This window comes from Chloroflexota bacterium (assembly GCA_011322445.1).
GTDB lineage: Bacteria > Chloroflexota > Anaerolineae > Anaerolineales > DRMV01 > DRMV01.
The window spans coordinates 1-22,578 of record DRMV01000008.1 but is presented as its reverse complement, the minus strand read 5'-3'; the positions used below and the strand labels follow the sequence as shown (position 1 = coordinate 22,578).

Genomic DNA, 22,578 nt, shown 5'->3' with positions numbered 1-22,578 from the left:
GTCTCCGCATCAAAGTTCCCACACGGGCTCGCCGTTCAAAATGCGGCGAATCTGGTCGGGGAAGCGGTCTGGGTCGAGGGGTTTGCCAATGAAGCCGTCGAAGCCGGCGGCTTTGGCTTTGTTGATCTGTTCCCGGCTGGCTTCTGCTGTGACAGCAACGACGAGGGTATCTTTCAGTGTGGGGGAAGAGCGAATTTTGCGCAGCGCGCTGTAGCCATCTTCGTAAGGCAGGCGGATGTCCATCAAAATCAAGTCTACGCGCGGCAAGGTGTCGGCGTATTCCACCACTTCGTAGCCGCTGGTTTTCCATTCGCAATGGATGCCCATATACCCCAACATGCGGGCAATGAGTACGAAGTTGGCAACGTTGTCTTCGACCACGAGCACAATGGCCTCTTCCGGGTTTTCCGGCAAGCGGCGGTTTTGAATTTCAGAGATGGGGGTAGTGTCTTGGTTGGTGGTCATGCTTTCCCCCCTTATGAGGGTTGGGTGGGGAGAAAACTGGCAATCTGGCGCGGCAGGGCGTCGACGTCGATGGGCTTTTGGATGTACCCATCACAGCCCGCCTGAAGCACCCGTTCCCGGTCGCCTTTCATCACGTTGGCTGTGAGGGCAACAACCGGAATATCTTTCCACGCGGGGTTGCTTTTGATGCGTTTGGTCAGGGTGAAGCCATCGACTTCGGGCATGTTGATATCCATGAGGATCAAGTCGGGGCGTTGGTTTTCCAGGGCTGCCAACGCTTCTTCAGCGTTGCCGGCTTCGACCACGCGGTGCCCTTCGGCAGTCAAAATTCGCTGAATCAGAATGCGATTGGCGAAGTCGTCTTCTACATACAAGATTAATGCCATGTGACCCTCCGATAGTTGTCCATAATACTATTGTATCAAAAAGTTCCCCTATTAACGTGACAGAAACGTTGCCGGGAGGCTAAAAACTGTAATGAAAGCGTTATGTGGCGCCAGGTCCAAGACGCTTATAATTTACATGTACTTTTGAGGTATTATCTCCTGGAATGAGGTTCGAGATGCTCTTGCAAATCGCTCCGGCTCGCAACCGTCTGCGGGTGAAAGAAGCGCCGAAGACTTATGAGGTTTGCCCGCATTGTGGCTTCCGGTTGATGGAAGTGCTCTCGCCTTCGCCGCACACTTATCCCTTGCCGGTGGAACGGTGTCCGATTTGTGGTTATGGGCGTGGAGATGATGGGGTGACGCCCGGACGGTCGCTCACGCATGCCGAAAAAGTGCGGGCATTACAGCAATGGCTGGCGTTGCACGACCTGGATGAGGCCTTGTTGCAACGGCACTATCACCTTTCGCTGGAGCATTTCTTCGCTGAAGGGTTTTGGGAAGGCCGGTAGCGGTTGCTGACAGGAGAAAAATGAGAAGGGGGCGGAAATCCCCCTACCCAACGGCTAAAAATCGTGGTATAAGAAGAACAGCCCTGCCGTGTACGTGATGCCGCAGTGACCGGTTTTGCCCCAACACCTTTCTTTAAGGGGCCAATCTCGTGGGCGGCGACGCGATAGGCTTCGGCCAAGGCGGAACCGTCCGGGGCGGCCCCCACCTGCGTATGCAGGAGCAAAACTGGGCAGCACACGGCACGGTGGGGTGTTTCTTTGCCGCCTGATGAGGGCGGCTTTTTGTTTTAGGGCCTCTTGCCGCGGCTTTGGGTTGGCTGGCTCGGTTGTGTGGGGGAAAGCGCAGCGGTCGTTGGGTTGTATGTTGGGGCTGCATTAACCTTTGGGGAGCCAGATGGTGAACCTTGCTCCCTGGCCGGGGGTGCTGGCGGCTGTAATTTTGCCGCCGTGGGCTTCGACGAGCGCTTTGACCATGGCAAGCCCTAAGCCTGTGCCGCCACGCCGTCGCGAGCGTGAACGGTCACCCCGGTAAAAAGGCTCGAAAATGTGCGGCAAATCTTGAGGGGCGATACCTTCCCCGTTGTCGGCGACGAAGATTTTTACGCCATTGCCCGCTTGTTCCCACCCGATGGTGATTTTGCCCCCTTCGAAGGTGTGCTGCACGGCGTTATCCACTAAATTAAAGAGCATGCGCTTGAGGGCGTCGGGGTCGGCTTCGATGGTAAGCGGTTCGCCTTCTTGCAGCGTGAGTTCCCGCTCTTGTGCCAGGAAACTTGCTTGTGTGGCAAATTCGCGCAGGAAGGTGTGGATCTCGACCGGTTGGGTGTGAATGGCCTCGGCGGCATGGGCGCGCGAAAGCCCGAGCAATTGGTCGCAGAGCCGGAACAGGCGCGTGACTTCGCGATACATGCTTTGCGTGAGGCGCCGCGCGGTGGGTGGTTCGTCTAACGCGCCGCGCAGAAGCACATCTAACGACCCCTGGAGGGCTGCCAGGGGCGTGCGGAGTTCGTGCGCTGCACTGGCGATGAAGCGCTGTTGGGAAGCCAAAGTGGCTTCCACGCGTGCTGCCATGCGGTCGATGGCTTCGGCCAGCCGCCCAATTTCATCGCTTCGATGGGGAAGATTGACGCGATGGCTCAAATCGCCGGCGGCGATGCGGTTGCAGGTTGTAGTCATTTCGTCCAGCGGTTTGAGCATAGACCCAGCAAGCCACAGCCCCAACGCCGTTCCTAACGTGATCAGGATTGCCAACCCCACAACCAGGCCGAGGCGCTGCCGTGCCAGCACGCGGTCGAGGGATTGAAGCGAGCGCCCTGTGAGCAGCACCGCCATTCCGGCAGTTTTCAACGGTTGTGCCACGACGATGTAGCGTTCGTTCCCCACAGTAAGCGTGCAGGGAGAAGTGAGCGGTGGGGCTGCGCAGGCGGTTGTTACGGCTTGCGCGAAATTAGAAGGTGTGCCGGCGCTCGCCAGGACTGCCCCGGAAGCGTCTACCACTGCAGCGGCCAGACCGCGCTCGGCAAGGGATTGGGTAAGCGCAGCGAGAGGGCGCGGCGGCGAGGTTTCCCAGTTTTGCAGGGCGGCGCGGGTTTGTGCGCGCAGGTTGGCCGTGGTTTCGGCCAGTAGCGTGTGTTGGGTTTCGGTATATAACCCCAGCCACAAGGCGGCAAAAAGGGCAGAAAAAAGGCCGACATAAAGCAGGGTTAGCCTGAGTTTGAGCGGCGTCTTATTCAACAGGCGCATCACTGGCTTCCTCGGGGTGGAAGGCGTAGCCGACACCATACACCGTTTGGATGAGGCGGGGCGGCTTGTCGCCGATTTTGTCGCGCAGGTGGCTGATGTGGACTTCGACGATGTTGGTGTCACCCACGTAATCATAACCCCAAACGCGGTTGAGCAGAGTTTCCTTGGAAAACACCCGCCGGGGGTGGCTCATCAGCAAATGCAGCATTTTGAACTCGGTGGGGGTGAGGTGAAGCGGTTTTTTCCCTTTGAAGACTTCGTGCGTGTCGGGGTTGAGTACCAGGTCGCCTGCCCGTAGTTCGGTTTGGGTGGGAAGTTTCCCCCGGTGACGCAACTGCACCCGCACACGTGCCAGCAATTCCTCGAACATGAACGGTTTGGTGACGTAGTCGTCGGCCCCGCTATCGAGGCCGGTGACACGGTCAGAAAGTTCGGTAAGCGCCGTGAGCATGATGATGGGCGTGTTGTTGCCGCGCGCGCGCAGTTTGCGGCACACGGTGAAACCATCCATATCGGGGAGCATGATGTCGAGAATGATAACGCCGTAATCCCCTTGTTCGGCCATTTGCAGGCCTGTGCGGCCGTCTTCGGCAATGGCGACCTCGTAACCTTCGTAGCCGAAGCCTACCCGCAGAAATTCGGTAATCGTTGGTTCGTCTTCTATCACCAAAATGCGAATTTTTTCGTCGCTCATCCGGTGCTCCTTCTGACTGTGGCCTGCGGTGGTTGGCGGGTTCTCTTATGATTTTCTCATAACAATATGAAGTATACCAGCGTGGCGGTGACGGCCAGGTAAGGCAGGGAGTAGAGGTGGAAGTCGCGCCATATTCGCCGGTTGTTGACCATTTTGAGCGCAATCAGGTTGGCGAGCGAGCCGATGAACAGCCCGTTCCCGCCGAGGTTGACGCCGTAAGCGATGGCCCGCCATGCGTGCGAGAACTGGGAAACCAGGATGGCAGCAGGTACGTTGCTGATGACCTGGGAAGTCAGAATCGAGCCGAGAAACACCGTGCCTGCACCATCGCCCTGGAGTGCGCTCAGTGTCCGTGCGACCAGCGGCACGGCGGCCAGGAGGTGGAAATCGACGAACATCAAAATGAACAGCCCCACGAGTGCCCAATCGGCCTGGCGGACAGCCTCGCGGTCGGCAATGAGGAAGAAAGCCAGCAAAGGCAGGAAAGCGTAGATGCTGAGCCGGAATTCCGCCAGCACGATATACACGCCGAGCGCGGTCAGCGAAAGCGCAGCCAGGCGCGGTTGGAAGTGGCAGTTTTCTCGCACTTTGAGGGTAAGGCTGCGTTTACGGAAGGAAAACCACATCAGCGCGATCAAGAGCGCCATCATGAGCCCTACTGGTGCAGCCATTTCACCGACAAACTGCGTGAAGTGCAGCCCCCACTGGTGCCATAAGAAAAGGTTTTGCGGGTTGCCGATAGGGGTGAGCGCGGAGCCCACATTGGCTGCTAAGGCCTCGAAGATCACGATTTTGGTGATGTCTTCTTCCAGAAAGTCTTGCAGGCTGAGTGTGAGCGGTACGATGATGAGCAAGGCGATATCGTTTGTCAGGAAGGTTGCCATGCCTGCCGTCAGGCTGGTCAGAACGAGGGCCAACGCGCGCTCAGAGCGGATGTGGGAGAGAATGCCTGCTGCCAGCCTGCCAAAAAGGCGGCTTTGCCGGACGGCGGTGGTGGCAAGGATGATGCCTGCCAGCGTGGCGATGGTTTCCCAATCGACCAGTGCCAGTAAGGCGCTGGGGTGCTGCAGGTAAGCGCGTTGATAGGCCAGTAGAGGTATGAGCAAGATGATTAGAGCAACCAGTTCGGCATGCCGTTTGAGCATTTTGATGGTTTGGCAGTGGAAGGTATGCAGCGAACCGTTTTTACGGATAAGAGACATGGCAGTGCTTCCCAACATGGTTTTCCTCGTCATTAGAAAGGGCGGGGATTTCTCCCCGCCCTGGGCTTTACCACGATGCGAACATCACATTGTAGAATTTGTCGATGGCTCGCATCAGATCTTTGACAGCGACTGAATACTCGGCGGCTTTCAGGTTTTGGCCGGCTTGGCGGGCCTGGAAGGCCGTTTGGTAGAGTCGCGAGGCAATTTCAAACACTTGGCGGGCGTCGGTGATTTCCGGGGCGTGGGGGTTTTGTGTTTCCATTTGTTGCACCATCAGCGCGCCACGGCGGAGGTCCCGGTAGGCGCTATCCAGCTCAAAGCCGGCGCGGAAGGCTTCTGCCTGTGGGTCGCGCGGCGGGCCGGGCGGCGGTGGGGGGGCAGGCGGTCCGCCAGCAGGTGGCGGGGGAGGCGGCGGTGTGTTTCCGGGCGGCGGGGGCGGAGGTGCGCCACCACCAGGCGGCGGGGGGGCAGGCGGCCCACCAGCAGGCGGCGGCGGAGGCGGCGTGTTCCCGGGCGGCGGAGGTGGAGGTGTGCCACCACCAGGTGGCGGCGGAGGGGGCGTTCCGCCACCAGCAGGCGGCGGCGGAGGCGGCGTGTTCCCGGGCGGCGGAGGTGGAGGTGTGCCACCACCAGGGGGCGGTGGAGGAGGCGTTCCACCACCAGGGGGCGGTGGAGGAGGCGGATTTCCTGGAGGCGGGGCAGGGGTGCCGTTGTTGTGCAGGTCAAACCATCCGGTCAACATGGCTTTTTCTCCTTTCCGGGGAGAACCCCGAAGTGTTCTCGGTAGGATTGCTGTTCCCTTGCTGTTTTTAGTGTAGCCCAGGGGGCTGAAAAAAGCCCCAGGAAATGCTTATGAAAAGCTGAAGGTCGACCGTGGGGAACGGCGGCCTGAGCATGAATGTCACGAACAGGCAAAGAAGGATGCTTTGGCGTTGGGAGGCTGGCGGGGGGGAGGAGAAGTGACGGCGTTAAAAACATCAACGCCCACGATTTTGGCCGTGGGCGCTCTGCTGGCAGTGCGGGGCGAAGCCCGCTTTTTTATTTGAGGCTCCTCGGGCAGGACTCGAACCTGCAACCTAGCGTAAGATGCCTCCTATCCTGTTACACTGGGGGAAATTCCAAGAGCAGGAGGTAAAACGATGTTGCATATCCCCGGTGAAGCCCCCAAAGTATTTCAACAGTCCATTGACGCTTTCCTGCAAGAACTTCGTGCCGCTGGCCGGTCGCGCGACACCATTCGTGGCTATGGTTGGCACTTGTATCGCTTCGCCCGCTGGCTGGAAAACGAACGGCAGGCGCACACCCTGGCCGACGTCACGCGGGAAAACGCTTTGGCATGGATGAGCAATTTATGGGAACACTACCAGCCAAGCACGATTAAGCAAAGCGGTCAGGCTTTGAGGGCGTGGGTGCGGTGGTTGTACGCCCGCGGGGAGATCGACAAAAATTTTGCCAAGGAAATCCCTGTACCTCACGTGGGTATCTCGCCCCAGCGCACTTTGACTACAGCGGAAGTCAGACGGCTGTTTGCCGTATGCGACCCGTCCACTCCCAAAGGAGCGAGGGATATTGCTATCATGGCCGTACTGTTAGATACTGGCCTTCGGGCAAGTGAACTTATCAGGTTGCGGCTGGAAGATTGGCAAGAAAGCACACGCAAAATTATGGTCTTGGGAAAAGGCCGCAAAAAGGCGTCTGTGTGGTGTAGCGTTGAATGTGCCGAGCACCTGCAAAGATGGCTGGCTCATCGCTCAAAAATAGCCAAACCAGAAGAAGACCATCTTTTCGTAGCCGTGGGCGGATATACTCCCGGCAAGGCGCTAACGCGGCGCGGTTTGAGGGTTATCTTGCAAAAGCTGGGGAAGCAGGCGCAAGTAGAAGACGTACACCCCCACGCTTTTCGGCGCACCTTCGCGGTTATGGCATTGCAAGCAGGTGTTCCGACCCGTGTTTTACAAATCATGGGGCGGTGGGAAGATCTGAAAATGGTGGAACGGTACTCCCAGGCATTGCTCGCCGAACAGGTATGGAAAACCGTGCAGGGACAAGGTAAAAGCCCGTTGGCGCTAATTGGACAAGACAAACAGCACGGCAAGTAGCCGTGCTGTTTGCAGAAGGGGAGGTGGCGGTTTCCAGAAACAGCGTTAGGACGCGGCAGTAACTGTTCCGTAGCCGCGCTCCAAGAGTGGGTAGCGAAGAAATCGTCCAACAGAGTTTCTGTCTTTACCTTGGCCTCCTCTTGCCCAAAAATGCAATAAGGTCAAGAATAGCAGACATTATTGGAGCACGCACGACAATGGGCTAAAAGTTGCAAATAGCATGACGCGAAGATATCACAAGCAAAATTCTTCCTCCAGAAATGTGTCGCACAATTCGGCTATAATAGGCCTATGGAGTAAGAGTGATGAGGCGGTCTTAGATTTGAAAAACAAAAAGTGCAAGAGCGGCTACTTATCCTGAAGCCACCACACATGAAGCTTTTGAAGAGCTTTGCTGCCAATTAGCACGTCGTACTCTTCCAAACGAGGCGAACTATATACGTCTTCATGGAGCGGGTGGCGATGGTGGAGTTGAGTGTTTTACTGACCGGCTTAATGGTGCCTGGGTTGGGTGGCAAGCCAAATACGTATTCGATGTGGCCTCCCTAATTCGCCAACTTGATGCTTCACTGACTACAGCCCTAAAAATTCATCCTACTACTCTAACTCATTACATTGTCTGTTTCCCGTTCAATCTTACCGGCCCCACAGGGCGGCGGAGTCGAAGTGGTCAAGAAATGTTTGAGGAATGGCGCGAGAAAAACGTGAAAGGGGATCTGCCGCTGAGGGCCGTAAACTGACTATTGAAGCCTGGGATGCCTCAAAGCTCAGGTTTCTACTGTTAGATTTAAATATTTCAGAAGGGCTGCGTTTTTGTTTCTTCGCGGAATATGGATTCGGTGACACCTGGAACAGATTTATCGGTTTGGTTTGCACCGCGGGAAGAAATTTATATGTTAGGGCAGGCGCGTTTACGCCGCGCGCCCCCCTCAATCCCCCAAGCAGGTGCGCTTTCAGTTGATAAGAACACCGGACCGGCAGCCGCCCACCGCCGGGGAAAATGGGGTGGGCGGCTCTGGCCAAAGCAAAACGGCGCTTTCCAGCGGTTACCGCTGCTTCAGCAGCACCTTCATCAGGAAGATGACGATGTGAAGTATCTCCACAGTCTGCATCGTGGCGGGAGAGGGATGAAAAAAGAGCAGCGCCAACGAAACGATAAAGTCCAGCCCATCGAGCCAGGATAATAACTTAACCGAAAACGGACGTGCTTTGAAGTTTTTATTTATTTTCAAAGATACCTCCTTTTTTAGAGAAATCGGAAATTAAATAAATCACTGTAACGAAAAACGCCCACCGGTTAACCGGTGGGGAAACGCATCTTTTGGTTTTAGAGAAAAGAAGGGAGGAAATAGAACAACTGCCTAGGATAATTGAATTTGGCGGTTTTTCTATTGACATGGGGATAGGGAGGATCTTTGTTCTTTAGAGCACCGGTAAAGACGACAACCCCCAACCCCCCCGCAGCCGCCATGGTGGGGGCAGTGGGACGAAGGAAAAGCAGCGCCAACGAAACGATAATGTCCAGCCCATCGGGTCGGGATAATGACAGAGTCCAGAATAGCCGTGCTTCGAGGTTTTCATTTGTTTTCAACGACACCTCCTTTTTTAGGAAAAAGCGAATAAAGGGAAAAATAAATCACGGAGCGTTAACGAAAAAAGCCCGCCGACGCCCGGCGGGGAAATGCTTTTTTGGATTTAGAGAAAAGAAAGGGGAAAATAAAACAACCGCCTCAAGGGCGGTTAAATAACATATTGACGCGGGGATAGGGACAACTTTGTTTTTAGAGAATTAGTAAATCAGTTTTACAAAATATTTTTTGATCACCAACGTTCCCCACGGAAAGATGTGTGCCTGGGCCTGCTCTCTGCAGGCGGGAGTCATCTTACCACACATCTTAGAATATGTCAAGCGCAACTGAGGCAGTACGGCAGCTCCCCAAGGCTGCCTGCCCGGGTAAACTGCGTGAGCACCACGCCCCTCCCCTGCCCGGTAGTTTTTCTGCTTCTTGCCTACACCTCAGACGGTACAAGGCGGCACTCCTCTTTCAAAAGTTGCTTCCGTACCATCCCTGTCCCCAGCAAAGACGAATGGTGGGTGTAATCTCCGGTTTCCCAGCGGACACGGCCGGCGACGATGGCCGGATGGATGCGCAGCCGGTGGGCAAAAGTCTTCAGGAGGTCGTCGGCGTAATTGGTGAGCAACCGGTCTTTCCATTCTTCCCAGGCCGCCGGCGGGATGAGCGCGTTGCGCGCAAACTGGTTGGCTTCTTGCTCTTTGGGGTCGTCCCCTTCCGGCTGCTTTTCGGTGTCGTCGAAAAAGGCCACGTTCCCATCGTGGAGGTGAAGACGAACGTGCGCCAACTCGTGCAGCAAGGTGAACCAGAAGTTATCCAGACGGTCATACCGCAGCGTCAGCCCTACAGCCGGCCGGCCGGTGGGAGCGATGAAAGCGGCGCCGTCCAGATAAGTTTTGGGAAGGTGTCGGAGCACGATCAGGTGAATGCCATTCTTGTTCAGGAACTCTTTGGCCAACACCGGTCCATTGTCGAAAATGCTTAACCCCACCAGATACTGGAAAAAGGTTTCCGTGAGGTCTTCGGGGTTATAAGGCGGCAAGTTTTCCTGCCGCGCCAGCTGCATTGCCCGAGCCAACCAGGCCAGGAGGGCTTTTTCGTCGACTTCCTTGTCCGCCCGGCGGTAGAGCGCCTGGGGCGCTTGCTCTCCAAATACCGAGAACAATTCAGCCAAGAGTTCTTCGCCATATTCCTTCGCCATGGTCAGCGGCCCCGAAAACTGAAAATAGCCGCGCTTGAACATTTTACTGAAAGGGAATTCACTCACGGTGTACCGGGGAGGGGCAATGCTCTCTTTCCCCGGTTCCTGAAGCAGCACTTCGGCCGGAATGCCCAGCCCCGCGTGCAACCTGCGGATCATCCTCAGGCTGAGAGGGCGCTTGCGGTTGAGGACTTCGGACACCTTGCTCATGCTGCCAATGTAAGGCACCAAGTCCTTGCGCGTCAGTCCCTCTTGTTCCATGCGGAATTTGATGGCCTCGATAGGATCCGGCAAACCGACGGGAAAGTGTTCCTCTTCGTAGGCTTCCACCAACAGCACAAAGAGTTCCAGTTCCTTTTCCTCGGCAGAGCCGGGAGTTGCATCCATCAAGGTCTCGATATGCGCCAGAGCTTGTTCGTATTCCTCTGGGGTTTTGATTACCTGGGGTTTCATCAGATTTCCTCTGCGTTTATCCGGTCATATTCGGCATGAGTGCCTACCCAACGGACAAAGACCACCTTTCCTTTGTAGTGGATTTCCACCACCAGGCGGTATTTGTTGCCCCCAATGTTGAATACCACGCGGTTATTGGCAAGAATGCTTGCACTGCCGAATTTCTCTTTGACATCCGCCGGTGTCTTCCACTGAGCCTTCTTTGCCTCTGCGTGCCACGCTTTTAGGGGTTGTTCGGCATCAGGATGCTGAGTCCAGCACTCGATAAGCTTCTTTTTTGAGATAACGTGCATTGCAATTCCTTGACGCGCTCCATGAGTAAGTATATCCCATATTGGGAAAAAGTCAATGGGCTTTTTCCCAATATGGGAATTGTACCACACCCGAATCCCCCCTAACGATTTTCTCACCCTACCGCCCCACAGGCCCCCTTTGTTTTATCTTCCTCCACGAGCCACGCATCCAGCCCCAGCGCGTCTTGGTCCAGCGAGCCGTCGAAGCGCTACCAGGCCGTAATTAAAGGCTATCGCCTCCTGACTGCGGTTTCCGAAGGGAGATACTAATGGATACAAAGACCGTTTGCGTTTCCTCGCTCGCCTCTCGCACTTCAAGTCAGGCGCGTAACGCCTCTGCGGTTGGCTCCCCGAAAATGCAGGTGCGCCACTTCTCTCCTTTCGCGAGCACTGAAAGGTGGCGGGTGCCCAGGTCTAAAAAGCGCATCTCCAAACGGCACACCTCGGCCGCCCGCAAGCCTGTATCCAGCATAAGCAGAATTAGCGTACGGTTGCGCTTTCCAATGGGGGTGTCAGGAAGGATTGCCAGCAAACGAGTAATTTGCTCTGGCGTGAGGGTACGCTGGGGTTTGCCCCGTTCCCTGCGCTGGAAACGGTATCGCAGGGCAGGGTGCAAATCACCGTGTCGCCAGCGCAGATAGTTTCATACAGCGACGTAAGCCATCCAACGCATATTCTCGCCCCAACTTTCGTGCCCTTCCAGCCACCGCTTGAACTCAATGGCCGTGAGGGTGGACGTGTCGGCGACGTCTTCCAGAAACAGCATCAGGACGCGGCGATAACTGGCTTCCGTGGCTGCGCTCCAAGAGTGGGTGGCAAAGAAATCGTCCAACAAAGTCTCCAAGTTCATAACGGCCTCCTCTTGCTTAAAGATGCAATGAGGCCAAGAATAGCAGACCTTGTTGAGGTACAGAAAGATGGTGCTCCAGAACATGCGGGGAAGATAGACATAAGGGAAGAATACACGGCCAAGATGCAACTCTCAAAATCGTGTCGCACAATTCAGCGCGTTTATGCTATACTGCTTGTGTTACTACGCCTGATTAGAGCCTTATGAGATTAATAAGGGGACAAATTCTTTTTTCTTCACGATCCCCTCTTGGCAATGGACATCGCCACGGAGTGCAGAGACCCATGACCACCCTGGATATTTCCACCCTGGAATCCTGGCTCTGGGAGGCCGCTTGCGCCATCCGCGGGCCGGTAGATGCGCCCAAGTTCAAGGACTACATCCTCCCCCTCATCTTCCTCAAACGCCTGTCTGATGTGTTCGACGACGAAGTGCAGCGCGTGGCTGCTGAGTTTGGCATGCCGCCGGAGCAGGCGCGGGAGATGGTGGACGAAGATCACGCCCTAGTGCGTTTCTATATCCCTTCGACGGCCCGCTGGGCCACCTTGCGCGACCTGCCCGCCCAGGGCCTGGGCCAGCGCCTGACCGACGCCGTGCGGGCCGTGGCTCGCGAAAACCCGCGCCTGAGCGGCGTCATTGACATTACCGACTTCAACGCCACCACCGCGGGCCAGCGCATTGTGGATGATCCCCACCTGCACCGCCTGATTCAGGTTCTTTCCCAGCATCGTCTGGGCCTGGACGATGTGGAGCCCGACATCCTGGGCCGTGCCTACGAGTACCTGCTGCGCAAGTTTGCGGAGGGCGCGGGCCAGTCCGCGGGCGAGTTCTACACCCCGCGCATGGTCAGCGTGCTCATGGCTCGCATCCTCGACCCCGAACCCGGCATGAGCGTGTATGACCCCACCTGCGGCTCCGGCGGCCTCCTGGTCAAGACCTTTCTTCGCTTCCTGGAAAAGTACGGCGAGGAGGAGAATGGTCGTCTAAAGCCCTCCGGCCATATCGCGGAAATCCGCGTCTTCGGCCAGGACATCAACGCTTCAGCCTACGCCATGGCCTGGATGAACGTGGTCGTCCACGATATTGAAGATGCGGACATCCGCCTGGGCGATACGATGCGCAAGCCCGCGTTCCTGGACACTGCGGGAAGTCACCTGCGCCGTTTTGATCTGATAGTCGCCAATCCCATGTGGAACCAGGATATCCCCACCGAGGTGTACGAGCACGACCCGTACAATCGCTTTCCCTACGGCGTGCCGCCCGCATCCAGCGCGGACTGGGGCTGGGTGCAGCACATGGTGGCCTCGTTGAACGACACAGGTCGCATGGCCGTGGTGTTGGACACGGGCGCGGTAAGCCGGGGCAGCGGCACGCGCGGCAGCAACCGCGAGCGCGACATCCGCAAGCGCTTCATCGAGGGCGATGTCACCGTGCCGGGCGACCTCATCGAAGCCGTCATCCTGCTGCCTGAAAACCTCTTCTACAACACCACCGCGCCCGGCATCATCATGGTCATCAACAAGCAGAAGCGCCATCCAAGCGAGATCCTGCTCATCAACGCCTCCCGCCTCTTCGTCAAAGGCCGCCCCAAAAACGAACTGACCGACGAGCATGTGGATCGCATCGCCCGCGTGTATCACGACTGGGCCGAAGAAGAGGGCCTGAGCCGCATTATCACCACCGAGGAGGCCGCGGCCAATGACTACAACCTGAGCCCCAACCGCTACGTGGCCCAGAACGACGAGGAGGAGGTGTTGCCCCTGGAGGAGGCCGTGGTGCGGCTGCGCGAGGCCGAGGAGACCCGCTCCGAGGCCGACCGCGCCCTGCAAGGCGTCCTACGCGTCTTGGGATTGATTGATAAGGACGCTACGGATCCACAAAAACAACAACCATCCTGACACTTCACAAGGCCGACGAGGACCCATTGTACCCCATCCCGAATACAATCAGCTTCCCTACTGGCTATTGCTTGACCGATTTCGGCCACCTACCCGGGGAGTCGAAAGTGGCGCGGTTAGAAGTATAAGCAAAGGCAAAGAGCCACTTTGCCAAAAAACTCGTCCCGGCTATGAGAACAAAGGCACAATTAGCGATGGAAACGGAAGCCGTCCAATTAGTAAGAAAAACGTTTTCCATTATTGCACGAGAATGTCGGCGAGGTCGCTATTTCGTTGAAGGTGTTGAATATAATGATTTCATCAGAAATGATGAAAAACGATATGCTGTCATAAAAACCATCGAAATAATCGGAGAAGCAGCAAAGAGGCTACCCATACCTCTTCGTCAACGCATTCCCGATATCCCCTGGAAAGATATCTCTGGAATGAGAGATGTACTTGTACACAACCTTGATAATGTTGATCTTGAAATAGTATGGGATGTGGCAAGGCGCCGTTTACCCGATCTTAAAGATAAGATCATGAGGTACATACCAATGATCGAAGTTCTTGTTGATTTACCATCAAATTGGAGTGTAAAGCACCTATCTGATGTGGCTAACATTTATATGGGACAATCACCGCCTTCATCTAGCTACAATGAGAACGGTAAAGGTGTAGCCTTCTTGCAAGGTAAGGCTGAGTTCGGAGAGATCTTTCCGAGAAATACCAAATGGACGACACAGCCCAAACGTATATCTGCCTCTTGGTCCATATTGATTTCAGTTCGAGCCCCAGTGGGCAACGTAAATATTTCGGATCGAAGATATGCTATAGGCCGTGGTTTAGCAGAGGTTAGGCCAAAGCAGCACACGGATGCTTGGTATCTGTTCTTCGTATTGCTTTACGAACGTCCGAGATTAAGGAGCGAGGCTTCGGGCACGATCTTCCAAAGCATCAACAAGAAGACACTTCAAGAGTTCCTTATCCTACACCCGCCCCTGCCCGAACAGCGCGCCATTGCCCATGTGCTGCGGACGGTGCAAGAAGCCAGCGAGGCCACTGCACGCGTCATCGTCGCCCTGCGCGACTTCAAACGCGCCCTCATGCGCCACCTCTTCACCTACGGCCCCGTGCCTGTGGACATGGCTGACCAGGTGGCGCTGCAGGATACCCCTATTGGCCCCATCCCCGCTCATTGGCGCGTGGTGAGGTTGGGGGACGTGGTAACACTACGCAAGGGTACCATCCATCCATCAGATGCTCCTAATGCACGGTACATTGGCCTTGAACACCTAACTCCTGGCGAGATACGCATCAAGCAATTTGGCCGTGCCGGCTCCACTCGCAGCGCAAAATCGGTATTTGAGGAAGGAGATGTGTTGTACGGCAAACTACGTCCCTATTTGGACAAAGCCGCTATAGCAGAATGGCCTGGTGTGTGCTCCACAGATATTCTTGTGCTTCAGCCAGTAAAGGCCGAGCCTCTTTTCTTAGCCTACTTGATGCACACTCCCTTTGTTCTAAACCACGCAATTGCTACCACCGCAGGAGTCAACCATCCTCGAACCTCTTGGAAAGCCTTAAGCCAAGCCTTTATCCCCCTCCCCCCACTCCCGGAGCAACGCGCCATCGCCCGCATCCTGCAAACGGTGGATCGCAAAATCGAGGCCGAAGAAGCACGGCAGCAGGCGCTGGACGACCTCTTCCGTTCCCTGCTCCATCACCTGATGACGGCCAAGGTGCGCCTACCGCAGGGGGTTGTGCAGCGGTTTGAGGAGGTCAATAGCCGTGAGCAGGTCTCCATTTGAAGAACCTGAATACAGCAAACAATCAGTTTATTGGACCCCATTGCGCAGAGAATTACGAGCGTGGTTCAGGAAAGAGGCGCCATCTCTTGGAGAACTCTATGAGGGGGCGCTGGCGATGGTGTTCCGTGAGAACTTTCCCGGCAGAGTTCGGTTCGTTTCACACGCTGTTCGTGAGATACGAAACCGACTGCCCGATGTGATAGCAGGGCCTAAGGCAGAAGGTCAGTTCCAATACAAAAACCGGCTTAATGAGATTCTGGACGTTTGGGGGCGACATGGCCTCCCTTTGGATGGTTCTTTACCACCAACGGAAGTAACCTTATCAGAAACCTTGCCTGACCGTAATAAGATACCGATTCCGCGGAAGGTCTATAAAAAGATTGCCAAACTGGTAAGTGACTATGAAAGAGTTCGCGAAAAGAGGTACGAAACAGCACGACGTTTGTTTCAGGCAATCGATCCTAACAATAGCCTATCAGAGGAGACTCTTAGGCCAAGAATTATATTTTGGCTTGAAAGTACCGAATGGTTTGTAAAACGGGCTCATGAGAGAGGTGCGACCGACGCACACATGGGAGCTGATGAACTTAAAGAACGCTTCGAGATTTTTGAGTATGCATTATCAGGGATAGTTAGAGGATTCTTCAAAACAGTGGAGGAACTAGATGCGCTCCTGGAAGAAGCCAACGCCTGAGCAAGTTGACCGGGCAATAGCATTACTTGTGTGCGCCGAGCATTACCGCTACTTCTTCGACCGACTTGAAAACCCCGAGTGGCTGAAGCCGCTTTGGAATGAGGGCTTCTTTAAACATCCTCCGCAGCCAGTACGAAATGAGGAGAAAGGCACTATCCGCTTTCCTCCCTGGCCTGAAGCGCGTTACCTGGCACGGATGGCAAAATACAAGCCCGATGTTGTGGCCGAAATTATTCAACAGATGGAGGATACAGAAAACCCTGCTGTGCTTCAGGCCTTAATAGAGGCTGCTCTTGCCATGCCCCCCGAGATTTCTGTCACGCTGGTGGAGAAGGCGCTGAAATGGGCAGCAACCCCCTATTTGCTTCTGCTTCTACCTGAGAAACTGGGGGCTCTCCTGGCCCATTGGGCACGGGCCGGGAAAGCCGAGGAAGCCTTGCGTTTGGCATCTGAGTTGCTGGATGTATCCCTTGACGCAAGTGATCCAGATGTAGCGCATTCGCTACTTTCGGAACCCAGGCCACGCTTCAAGATGTGGGATTATGAACAGATTTTAGAGGAGCACTATCCAGAACTCGTCCGAATAGCCCCTTTCCCTGCATTGGAATTGCTTTGTAACCTTCTCGATAAAGCCATACGGCTCTCGCTACGGCGAGAAGAAGTCCAAGAGGGCACGGATTTTTCAACTACTTGGCGTCCTGCCATTGAAGATCACCCCCAAAATATGGGAGAGGATGCCCGCAAAGCACTGGTTTCAGGGCTCCGTGACGCCGCCGAGATGGCGGTAAGGCAGGACAAGGCACCTTTGGAAGAAATGGTGGCTTTCCTTGAAGCCAAACCCTGGAACGTCTTCCGCCGAATTGCGCTACACCTCCTCAGGGTGTTCCATGAGCAGGCCAAAGGGCTGGTCGCTGCCCACTTGACCGACCGCGAACTCTTTGAAGACGTGGGGGTGCGACATGAATATATCCTCTTGCTGAGAAAAGGTTTCTCAGCCCTTTCACCAGAAGACCAGCACACGATTCTTCGCTGGATTGAGGAAGGCCCCGAGATCAAGCAATTCCGGGCAGAATGGCAAGAGCGGCACGGCCAAGCACCAACAGAGGAAGAAATTGACCGCTACCGCGAAATCTGGCAGCGAGACCGATTGGCATGGATTGGGCCTGAAAACCTTCCTGAGGATTGGCGAGCGCAGTATCGAGCCCTGGTTCAACGGTATGGCGAGCCAGAGCATCCGGAGTTCCCTGTATATTTTACGGTTAGCGAGGTCGGGCCGAGAAGCCCCAAAACCGCCGAAGAATTGAAGGCCATGTCGGTCGAAGCAATCGTGACTTTCCTAAAAACCTGGCAGCCGCCGGAAGAGATGTTTCAAGAGCCATCGCCTGAAGGCCTCGGCCGCGTCCTGGCCTCGGTCGTCGCCGAGGAGCCCGGTCGTTTCACCGAGCAGGCGGAACACTTCCAAGAGACAGACCCGACATATGTCCGAGCGTTGTTCGAGGGGCTTCGGCAGGCGATAGAGCAACACAAACAAGCCTTCAATTGGGATCAGGTGCTTCGCCTTTCTCACTGGGTTGTCACCCAACCAAGGGATATCCCCGGTCGCAAAGTGCACCATTTTGAGAGAGACCCTGACTGGGGATGGGCACGAAAGGCCCTTGCGGAATTGTTCGACGCTGGCTTCCGGCAGGAGACCGCGCTCCCTATGGCTTATCGGGAAAGGGCGTGGACTATTTTGCAGCAATTGACGGGGGATCCAGATCCTACTCCGTCACGTGAGAAAGACACCAGCATGGACCCTGCTACGTTGTCCATCAACACTACCCGGGGCGCTGCCATGCACGCCGTTCTTCAATATGCTCTCTGGATCCGTCGCTACCTGAAAAAACAAGCCGACGCAAGCGAACGCTTAGCCAAAGGCTTTGAGGAAATGCCCGAAGTACGTGCGGTGCTTGAAGCGCATCTGGACCTTGCTAAAGACCCTTCCTTCGCCATCCGAGCCGTTTATGGACAATGGTTCCCGTGGCTTGCGCTTTTGGATGAAGGCTGGGCACATGAACATGTCACTCGAATTTTCCCTCTCAATGAAGAAGAGCGGGCTTACTTTGAAGCGGCCTGGAACGCCTATATTGCGCTCAACAGGCCTTATGACAATGCCTTCGATCTCCTCCGTGAGCAGTACGGTCATGCAGTAAAACGAATTGGCCACCAAAGAGAGGAAAAGCCCTGGCACGCCGATCCCGACAAGAGACTGGCAGAGCATTTGATGGTGTTCTTCTGGCGCGGGAAACTCCCTCTGGACGATCCTCTGCTCACTACGTTCTGGGAACAAGCGCCTGGGACTCTACGGGGACATGCGTTGGATTTTGTAGGGCGTGCTCTAATGCAGACTGAGGGGCAAGCCCCTGAAGAAATTCTCGATCGCCTCAAGCGGCTTTGGGAATCCCGCCTGGAGCAGGCCAGAACGTCTTCCTCGTCAAGCGCCTTTGCAGAAGAGATGAGGGCCTTTGGCTGGTGGTTTGTGTCGGCGAAATTTGATACATGCTGGGCACTTGACCAGTTAATCGCCTCCCTGGAAATCGCGGGCCAAATCGAACCCACCCGTATGGTACTGGAACGCTTGGCTGAAACGGCCCAAACGCATCCCTTGAAGTCTGTAGAATGCCTGAAGATGATCGTAGAAGCAGACATCGAGGGGTGGGAACTCTACGCGGGTCAGGAGCACATTCGACAGGCTCTTCAATGGGCATTGGGAACCCCCGAGGCAAAGCAAACAGCAGAACAGGTAATCCATTACCTTGGCAGCCGAGGATTTCTCGAGTACAGAGATTTACTACATTTCAGCATCCAATGAGAATGAGGGAGATGTCTATGCCCCGCTTCACCGAACGCCGCACCGTTCAGGAACCCATGGCTCGCTACTCCACCGAGGTGGAATGGCGTGAACTCTCCCAGGAGGAGGCCGAGCGCCTACGTCGAGGCACCAACGGCCTGCTCCTCTACGATATCTTTCTCGAACGGGTGCAAGCCCTCAACCCCGGCGTGGTCGGGCTGCGGGAAGCCGAAGACCTGGCCGCCCGTCTGGCCCGCATCCGCCCCAACATCCAGGGCAACCTGCAGACCTGGGAATACCTGCGCGGCCTCAAGACCGTTTATGTTCCCGAGGAAAAGCGGGAGCGCAACGTCCGCTTGGTGGATCTGGAGCACTGGGAGAATAACCTTTATCATATCACTCAGGAACTGCGCTACACCGGAGGCCGCGAACCTATCCGCATCGACATTGCCTATTTCGTCAACGGCATCCCCGTCCTGCTGGTGGAGGCCAAAGCCGCACACAAGCGAGAGGGTCTGGCTGAGGCCTTGATCCAAGTGCGACGCTACCATGAGAACGGTGCGCCCTTGCTGGCGCTGATGCAGCTTTTCGCCATCACTCACCTGGTGCGCTTCTACTACGGCCCCACCTGGAACACCGAGCGCAAGGCGCTTATCAATTGGCGCACCACTGCGGGGGCTGTGGAGTCTGCGTCCTCTGGGGCGACCGGCCAGTCGCCCTCCTTGGATTTTGAAACCCTGGTCAAGGCTTTCGTCCACCCGGCGCGCATCGTGCGCGTGCTGCGCGACTACATCCTCTTTGTCCACCGCGACGGCGAACTGACTAAAGTTGTCCTACGCCCTCACCAGATGCGGGCTGTGGACAAGGTGCTGCAACGCGCCGAGGAAGCCGTGCAACCTTCGCCGGGCCAAAAGCCCAAGCGCCGCGGTCTCATCTGGCATACTCAAGGCTCCGGCAAGACCTTCACCATGATCACCATCGCCCAGCGTCTGCTGGCCGAGCCTCTTTTCCAGAACCCCACCGTGTTGATGCTGGTTGACCGCAACGATCTGGAGCAGCAACTCTTCTCCAACCTGGCCGCGGTGGGGCTGGGGCACGCCGTGGTGGTCGAAAGCAAGCGCGAACTGCGCGGCCTGCTGCGGCAGGACTACCGTGGCCTTATCGTGTCCACCATTCACAAATTTCATCAGATGCCCGCCAACATCAACACCCGTGCCAACATCTTCGTGCTCATTGACGAGGCCCACCGCACCACCGGCGGCGACCTGGGCACTTATCTCATGGCCGCACTGCCCAACGCCACCATCCTCGGCTTCACCGGCACACCCATTGACCGCAGCGCCCACGGCAAGAGCACCTTCCAAATCTTCGGGGTGGACGACCCGCCCCACGGCTACTTAGACAAGTATTCCATCCGCGAGTCCATCGAAGACGGTGCCACCGTCCCATTGCACTACACCCTGGCCGAGAACGAACTGCGGGTGGATCGCGAGACCCTGGAACGGGAATTCCTCGACCTGGCCGAAGCCGAAGGTCTGGCGGATCCCGAGGAACTCAACCGTATCCTCGAACGGGCCGTCACCCTGCGCAACATGCTCAAAAACCACGACCGCATCCAACGCGTGGCCCGCTTCGTGGTCGAACACTACCGTGAATATGTGGAGCCCTTGGGCTACAAGGCCCTCATGGTGGCCGTGGATCGGGAAGCCTGTGCCCTTTACCAAGAGGCCTTTGAGCGCCTCTATCGGGAAGATCCCGAACGCTACCTGCCGCCCGAAGCCTTCGAAGTGGTCATCAGCAGCAACTACAATGACCCACCTTTGCTGCGCCAATATCACCGCAGCGCGGAGGAAGAGCGGGAGATTCGCGATCGCTTCCGGCGCGAGGAACATCCTAAGTTTCTCATTGTCACCTCCAAGTTACTCACCGGCTTCGACGCGCCCAACCTCTATGTGATGTACCTGGACAAACCCATGCGCGACCATGTGCTCCTCCAGGCTATTGCACGCGTCAACCGCCCCTACGAGCAAGACGGCCAGCGCAAAAAGCACGGTCTCATTGTGGACTTTGTGGGCATTTTTGAAAACTTGGAGAAGGCCTTGGCCTTTGACTCTCAGGACATTGAAGGCGTGGTCACCGACCTGGATGTGCTGCGGGAGCGCTTTGAGCATCTGATGGCCCAGGCCCGCAGCGAGTACATCCCCCTGGCCGCGGGCGGCGACGACAAGGCCGCTGAGCGAGTGCTTTCCCACTTTCGAGACGAGGAAACGCGGCAGGCTTTCTACGCTTTCTTCGATGAACTCGCTGACCTGTACGAGGTACTCTCCCCGGCGGCTTTCCTGCGCCCCTACCTGGACGACTATGCGTTGCTGACCCAGATGGTCTCCATGTTCCAGGAAGCCTACGAGGGGAGCGAGGCTGGCTTGGATGTTCGGGAGATGTTACGCAAGACGGCGGTTCTGGTGCAACAACACACCCAGGGCGGGGCCATCCGTGGCGCGGTGGAGGTGTACGAAATCAATGCCGACCTGCTTCGCCGCCTGGAGGCCAGCCGTAAGCCGCCCACCGTGGAGGTGTTCAATCTGGTAAAATCCATCCGCCAGAAAGTGGCTGAGGAGGCCACGGCGAAGCCTTTCCTACTCTCCATTGGCGAGCGGGCCGAGGCCATCGTTCAGGCTTTCCAGGAACGACAGCAGAGCGTTCAGGAGGCCTTAGATGCCCTCAAGGCCCTGATTGCCGAAATCAACGCTGCCGAGCGGGAATTCGCCGAGCAAGGTCTGGAAGCCGAGACCTTCACCGTGTATTGGTTGTTGCATCAGCATCACGCCGTGTCCAAAGAGACGGCCCGGGCTGTAGCCACGGATTTGGTGCAGACTTTCCAGGCTTACCCCCACTGGGCCACCAGCCAGCGCCAGCAACGCGAACTGCGCCGGGCACTCTACAAGGTGTTGCTGCGGCAAGGCATCAACAAGCAGGTTTCTGCCCTGGTGAACGAGATCCTGGATGTGTTGGCGAAGCGCCATGCGTGAGTTGACCGACAACCTGGTACGCCGCGAAATGTTCAAAGCCGAGGTGCGCCGCTGGGCTAAGCGCATCGGCGTCGAGGTGAAAGAAATCCACCTGCGTGCCATGCGCCGCAAATGGGCCAGCGCATCTCGCCGTGGTCGCCTGACCTTCAACACCGAACTGCTGGATCTACCCTTGGCTTTCCAGTGGGAAGTGATCGTCCATGAACTGCTACACCTCAAACTGGACAACGGCAGTCATGCTAAGCTATTCCGTGTGCTCCTGCGTGCATACCTGGGAGAAAATTCACAAACGTCATCCCAGGGGGGGATCAGCGATACATCTAACCGAAGTGGTTGAGGAAGTTCCCCGATACACATTTCCCAAACCAAACACGAACAGCACGGCGGGTAGCCGTGCTGTTTGCGTTTGGGGGTCAGGCATAGGCAGGGATATTCACGGGCAAGCGCACAGGATGACGGTGGAAGAACGCGGCAAGCGCGTCTTCCGTAAGCATCCATGCTGTAGAGGGCAGTCGTGAGATGACCTCCTCCTTGAAAACGCCCTTCAAATCCTCGGCGGCTTCCTCGTTGCCGAGGTAGTCCACGAGGATAGAGAGGGCAAGGTCGGCGGGGCCGCTGCCAGCGTAGCCCCACTCAAAACCGGTAGGGCTGTGCATCTCCACGTGGCGCAAGAGGAAAGGGTTTCCATCCCGCACCACGTGCACCCGCGGCCCTTCAGCGGTGCGGAAACCCACATAGGCTACGCGAGCAGCAGCCATCGAAGCCATGAGCACATGCTTACACACGTGCCCGTGGCCGTGGCGCTGCCAGTCGGGGCAGGTGCAGACGGGCATTCCTGCCCCAAAGCGCACTTTGTAGGCTCCGC

The 22,578-nt window shown here is 56.4% G+C and carries 20 protein-coding genes, 1 other RNA gene and 1 pseudogene; 9 read left to right on the top strand and 13 right to left on the bottom strand.

The window, feature by feature from the left end; all coding sequences use genetic code 11:
- Positions 1-9: 9 nt before the first annotated feature.
- Both ENJ54_00755 and ENJ54_00750 read right to left on the bottom strand, forming a co-directional pair.
- Entirely contained in the window at positions 10-465 is a 456-nt protein-coding gene (locus tag ENJ54_00755) for a response regulator (protein ID HFC08375.1), read from the bottom strand.
- 11 nt (positions 466-476) lie between these two features.
- Positions 477-851: a response regulator gene (locus tag ENJ54_00750; protein HFC08374.1), complete on the bottom strand. Its 375-nt coding sequence runs from the start codon at positions 849-851 to the stop codon at positions 477-479.
- A 176-nt stretch (positions 852-1,027) separates the two neighbouring features.
- Here ENJ54_00750 and ENJ54_00745 point away from each other — a divergent pair, with 176 nt between their 5' ends.
- Positions 1,028-1,360 carry a hypothetical protein gene (locus ENJ54_00745; protein ID HFC08373.1) on the top strand — a complete coding sequence of 111 codons (333 nt, stop codon included), beginning with the start codon at positions 1,028-1,030 and terminating at the stop codon, positions 1,358-1,360.
- A gap of 77 nt (positions 1,361-1,437) precedes the next feature.
- Positions 1,438-1,615: non-coding RNA, 6S RNA (ssrS, locus tag ENJ54_00740), on the top strand.
- A gap of 120 nt (positions 1,616-1,735) precedes the next feature.
- On the opposite strand, the gene ENJ54_00735 is transcribed toward ssrS, so the two are convergent.
- From ENJ54_00735 to ENJ54_00720, 4 genes and pseudogenes are all read right to left on the bottom strand, one after another.
- On the bottom strand, positions 1,736-3,142 hold the full coding sequence (locus ENJ54_00735) for a HAMP domain-containing histidine kinase (GenBank protein ID HFC08372.1): 1,407 nt from the start codon (positions 3,140-3,142) through the stop codon (positions 1,736-1,738).
- Positions 3,087-3,797 carry a response regulator transcription factor gene (locus ENJ54_00730; protein HFC08371.1) on the bottom strand — a complete coding sequence of 237 codons (711 nt, stop codon included), beginning with the start codon at positions 3,795-3,797 and terminating at the stop codon, positions 3,087-3,089. The genes ENJ54_00735 and ENJ54_00730 overlap by 56 nt, the downstream gene beginning before the upstream one ends.
- 56 nt (positions 3,798-3,853) lie before the next feature.
- Entirely contained in the window at positions 3,854-5,032 is a 1,179-nt protein-coding gene (locus ENJ54_00725; protein ID HFC08370.1) for a DUF1646 domain-containing protein, read from the bottom strand.
- 442 nt (positions 5,033-5,474) lie between these two features.
- Positions 5,475-5,744 (bottom strand): annotated as a pseudogene (locus tag ENJ54_00720) (hypothetical protein).
- A gap of 397 nt (positions 5,745-6,141) precedes the next feature.
- Between ENJ54_00720 and ENJ54_00715 the strand changes: the two are divergent.
- A complete protein-coding gene (locus tag ENJ54_00715; GenBank protein HFC08369.1) occupies positions 6,142-7,101 on the top strand; it encodes a hypothetical protein in 960 nt (319 codons plus the stop codon).
- Between the two features lie 1,046 nt (positions 7,102-8,147).
- Here the strand turns inward: ENJ54_00715 and ENJ54_00710 are convergent.
- The 6 genes from ENJ54_00710 to ENJ54_00685 form a co-directional block, all read right to left on the bottom strand.
- The gene (locus ENJ54_00710; GenBank protein ID HFC08368.1) at positions 8,148-8,333 is read right to left on the bottom strand and encodes a hypothetical protein; all 186 of its coding nucleotides are present in this window, start codon (positions 8,331-8,333) and stop codon (positions 8,148-8,150) included.
- 95 nt (positions 8,334-8,428) lie between these two features.
- On the bottom strand, positions 8,429-8,692 hold the full coding sequence (locus ENJ54_00705) for a hypothetical protein (GenBank protein ID HFC08367.1): 264 nt from the start codon (positions 8,690-8,692) through the stop codon (positions 8,429-8,431).
- Positions 8,693-9,111: 419 nt separating this feature from the next.
- Positions 9,112-10,329 (bottom strand): ImmA/IrrE family metallo-endopeptidase, encoded by a 1,218-nt coding sequence (locus ENJ54_00700; GenBank protein HFC08366.1) that lies wholly within the window; start codon positions 10,327-10,329, stop codon positions 9,112-9,114.
- The gene (locus ENJ54_00695; GenBank protein ID HFC08365.1) at positions 10,329-10,622 is read right to left on the bottom strand and encodes a type II toxin-antitoxin system HigB family toxin; all 294 of its coding nucleotides are present in this window, start codon (positions 10,620-10,622) and stop codon (positions 10,329-10,331) included. Before ENJ54_00695 ends, ENJ54_00700 begins: the two co-directional genes overlap by 1 nt.
- A 319-nt stretch (positions 10,623-10,941) precedes the next feature.
- Positions 10,942-11,259 carry a hypothetical protein gene (locus tag ENJ54_00690; GenBank protein ID HFC08364.1) on the bottom strand — a complete coding sequence of 106 codons (318 nt, stop codon included), beginning with the start codon at positions 11,257-11,259 and terminating at the stop codon, positions 10,942-10,944.
- Between the two features lie 6 nt (positions 11,260-11,265).
- The gene (locus ENJ54_00685) at positions 11,266-11,472 is read right to left on the bottom strand and encodes a hypothetical protein (protein ID HFC08363.1); all 207 of its coding nucleotides are present in this window, start codon (positions 11,470-11,472) and stop codon (positions 11,266-11,268) included.
- 284 nt (positions 11,473-11,756) lie between these two features.
- On the opposite strand from ENJ54_00685, the gene ENJ54_00680 reads away from it, so the two are divergent.
- From ENJ54_00680 to ENJ54_00655, 6 genes are all read left to right on the top strand, one after another.
- Entirely contained in the window at positions 11,757-13,370 is a 1,614-nt protein-coding gene (locus tag ENJ54_00680) for an SAM-dependent DNA methyltransferase (protein ID HFC08362.1), read from the top strand.
- A gap of 170 nt (positions 13,371-13,540) precedes the next feature.
- Complete coding sequence (locus tag ENJ54_00675) at positions 13,541-15,160, top strand: DUF86 domain-containing protein (protein HFC08361.1); 1,620 nt, start codon at positions 13,541-13,543, stop codon at positions 15,158-15,160.
- Positions 15,141-15,854, top strand: coding sequence for a hypothetical protein (locus ENJ54_00670; protein ID HFC08360.1), 714 nt, complete (start codon positions 15,141-15,143; stop codon positions 15,852-15,854). The genes ENJ54_00675 and ENJ54_00670 overlap by 20 nt, the downstream gene beginning before the upstream one ends.
- Complete coding sequence (locus ENJ54_00665; protein HFC08359.1) at positions 15,826-18,705, top strand: hypothetical protein; 2,880 nt, start codon at positions 15,826-15,828, stop codon at positions 18,703-18,705. Before ENJ54_00670 ends, ENJ54_00665 begins: the two co-directional genes overlap by 29 nt.
- Before the next feature lie 17 nt (positions 18,706-18,722).
- Positions 18,723-21,713 (top strand): type I restriction endonuclease subunit R, encoded by a 2,991-nt coding sequence (locus ENJ54_00660; protein HFC08358.1) that lies wholly within the window; start codon positions 18,723-18,725, stop codon positions 21,711-21,713.
- Complete coding sequence (locus tag ENJ54_00655) at positions 21,688-22,050, top strand: M48 family peptidase (protein HFC08357.1); 363 nt, start codon at positions 21,688-21,690, stop codon at positions 22,048-22,050. Before ENJ54_00660 ends, ENJ54_00655 begins: the two co-directional genes overlap by 26 nt.
- Positions 22,051-22,126: 76 nt before the next feature.
- Here ENJ54_00655 and ENJ54_00650 read toward each other — a convergent pair.
- Positions 22,127-22,578: hypothetical protein (locus tag ENJ54_00650; protein HFC08356.1), on the bottom strand; the 452-nt coding region annotated here is incomplete at its 5' end.

Bases quoted from the DNA above. Each gene is read 5' to 3' on its own strand.
- ENJ54_00745 (HFC08373.1), top strand. From the start codon at position 1,028: ATGCTCTTGCAAATCGCTCCGGCTCGCAACCGTCTGCGGGTGAAAGAA.
- ENJ54_00680 (HFC08362.1), top strand. From the start codon at position 11,757: ATGACCACCCTGGATATTTCCACCCTGGAATCCTGGCTCTGGGAGGCC.
- ENJ54_00735 (HFC08372.1), bottom strand. From the start codon at position 3,142: ATGGTGTCGGCTACGCCTTCCACCCCGAGGAAGCCAGTGATGCGCCTG.
- ENJ54_00665 (HFC08359.1), top strand. From the start codon at position 15,826: ATGCGCTCCTGGAAGAAGCCAACGCCTGAGCAAGTTGACCGGGCAATA.
- ENJ54_00715 (HFC08369.1), top strand. From the start codon at position 6,142: ATGTTGCATATCCCCGGTGAAGCCCCCAAAGTATTTCAACAGTCCATT.
- ENJ54_00750 (HFC08374.1), bottom strand. From the start codon at position 851: ATGGCATTAATCTTGTATGTAGAAGACGACTTCGCCAATCGCATTCTG.
- ENJ54_00695 (HFC08365.1), bottom strand. From the start codon at position 10,622: ATGCACGTTATCTCAAAAAAGAAGCTTATCGAGTGCTGGACTCAGCAT.
- ENJ54_00725 (HFC08370.1), bottom strand. From the start codon at position 5,032: ATGACGAGGAAAACCATGTTGGGAAGCACTGCCATGTCTCTTATCCGT.
- ENJ54_00755 (HFC08375.1), bottom strand. From the start codon at position 465: ATGACCACCAACCAAGACACTACCCCCATCTCTGAAATTCAAAACCGC.
- ENJ54_00655 (HFC08357.1), top strand. From the start codon at position 21,688: ATGTGTTGGCGAAGCGCCATGCGTGAGTTGACCGACAACCTGGTACGC.
- ENJ54_00700 (HFC08366.1), bottom strand. From the start codon at position 10,329: ATGAAACCCCAGGTAATCAAAACCCCAGAGGAATACGAACAAGCTCTG.
- ENJ54_00660 (HFC08358.1), top strand. From the start codon at position 18,723: ATGCCCCGCTTCACCGAACGCCGCACCGTTCAGGAACCCATGGCTCGC.
- ENJ54_00730 (HFC08371.1), bottom strand. From the start codon at position 3,797: ATGAGCGACGAAAAAATTCGCATTTTGGTGATAGAAGACGAACCAACG.
- ENJ54_00685 (HFC08363.1), bottom strand. From the start codon at position 11,472: ATGAACTTGGAGACTTTGTTGGACGATTTCTTTGCCACCCACTCTTGG.
- ENJ54_00675 (HFC08361.1), top strand. From the start codon at position 13,541: ATGAGAACAAAGGCACAATTAGCGATGGAAACGGAAGCCGTCCAATTA.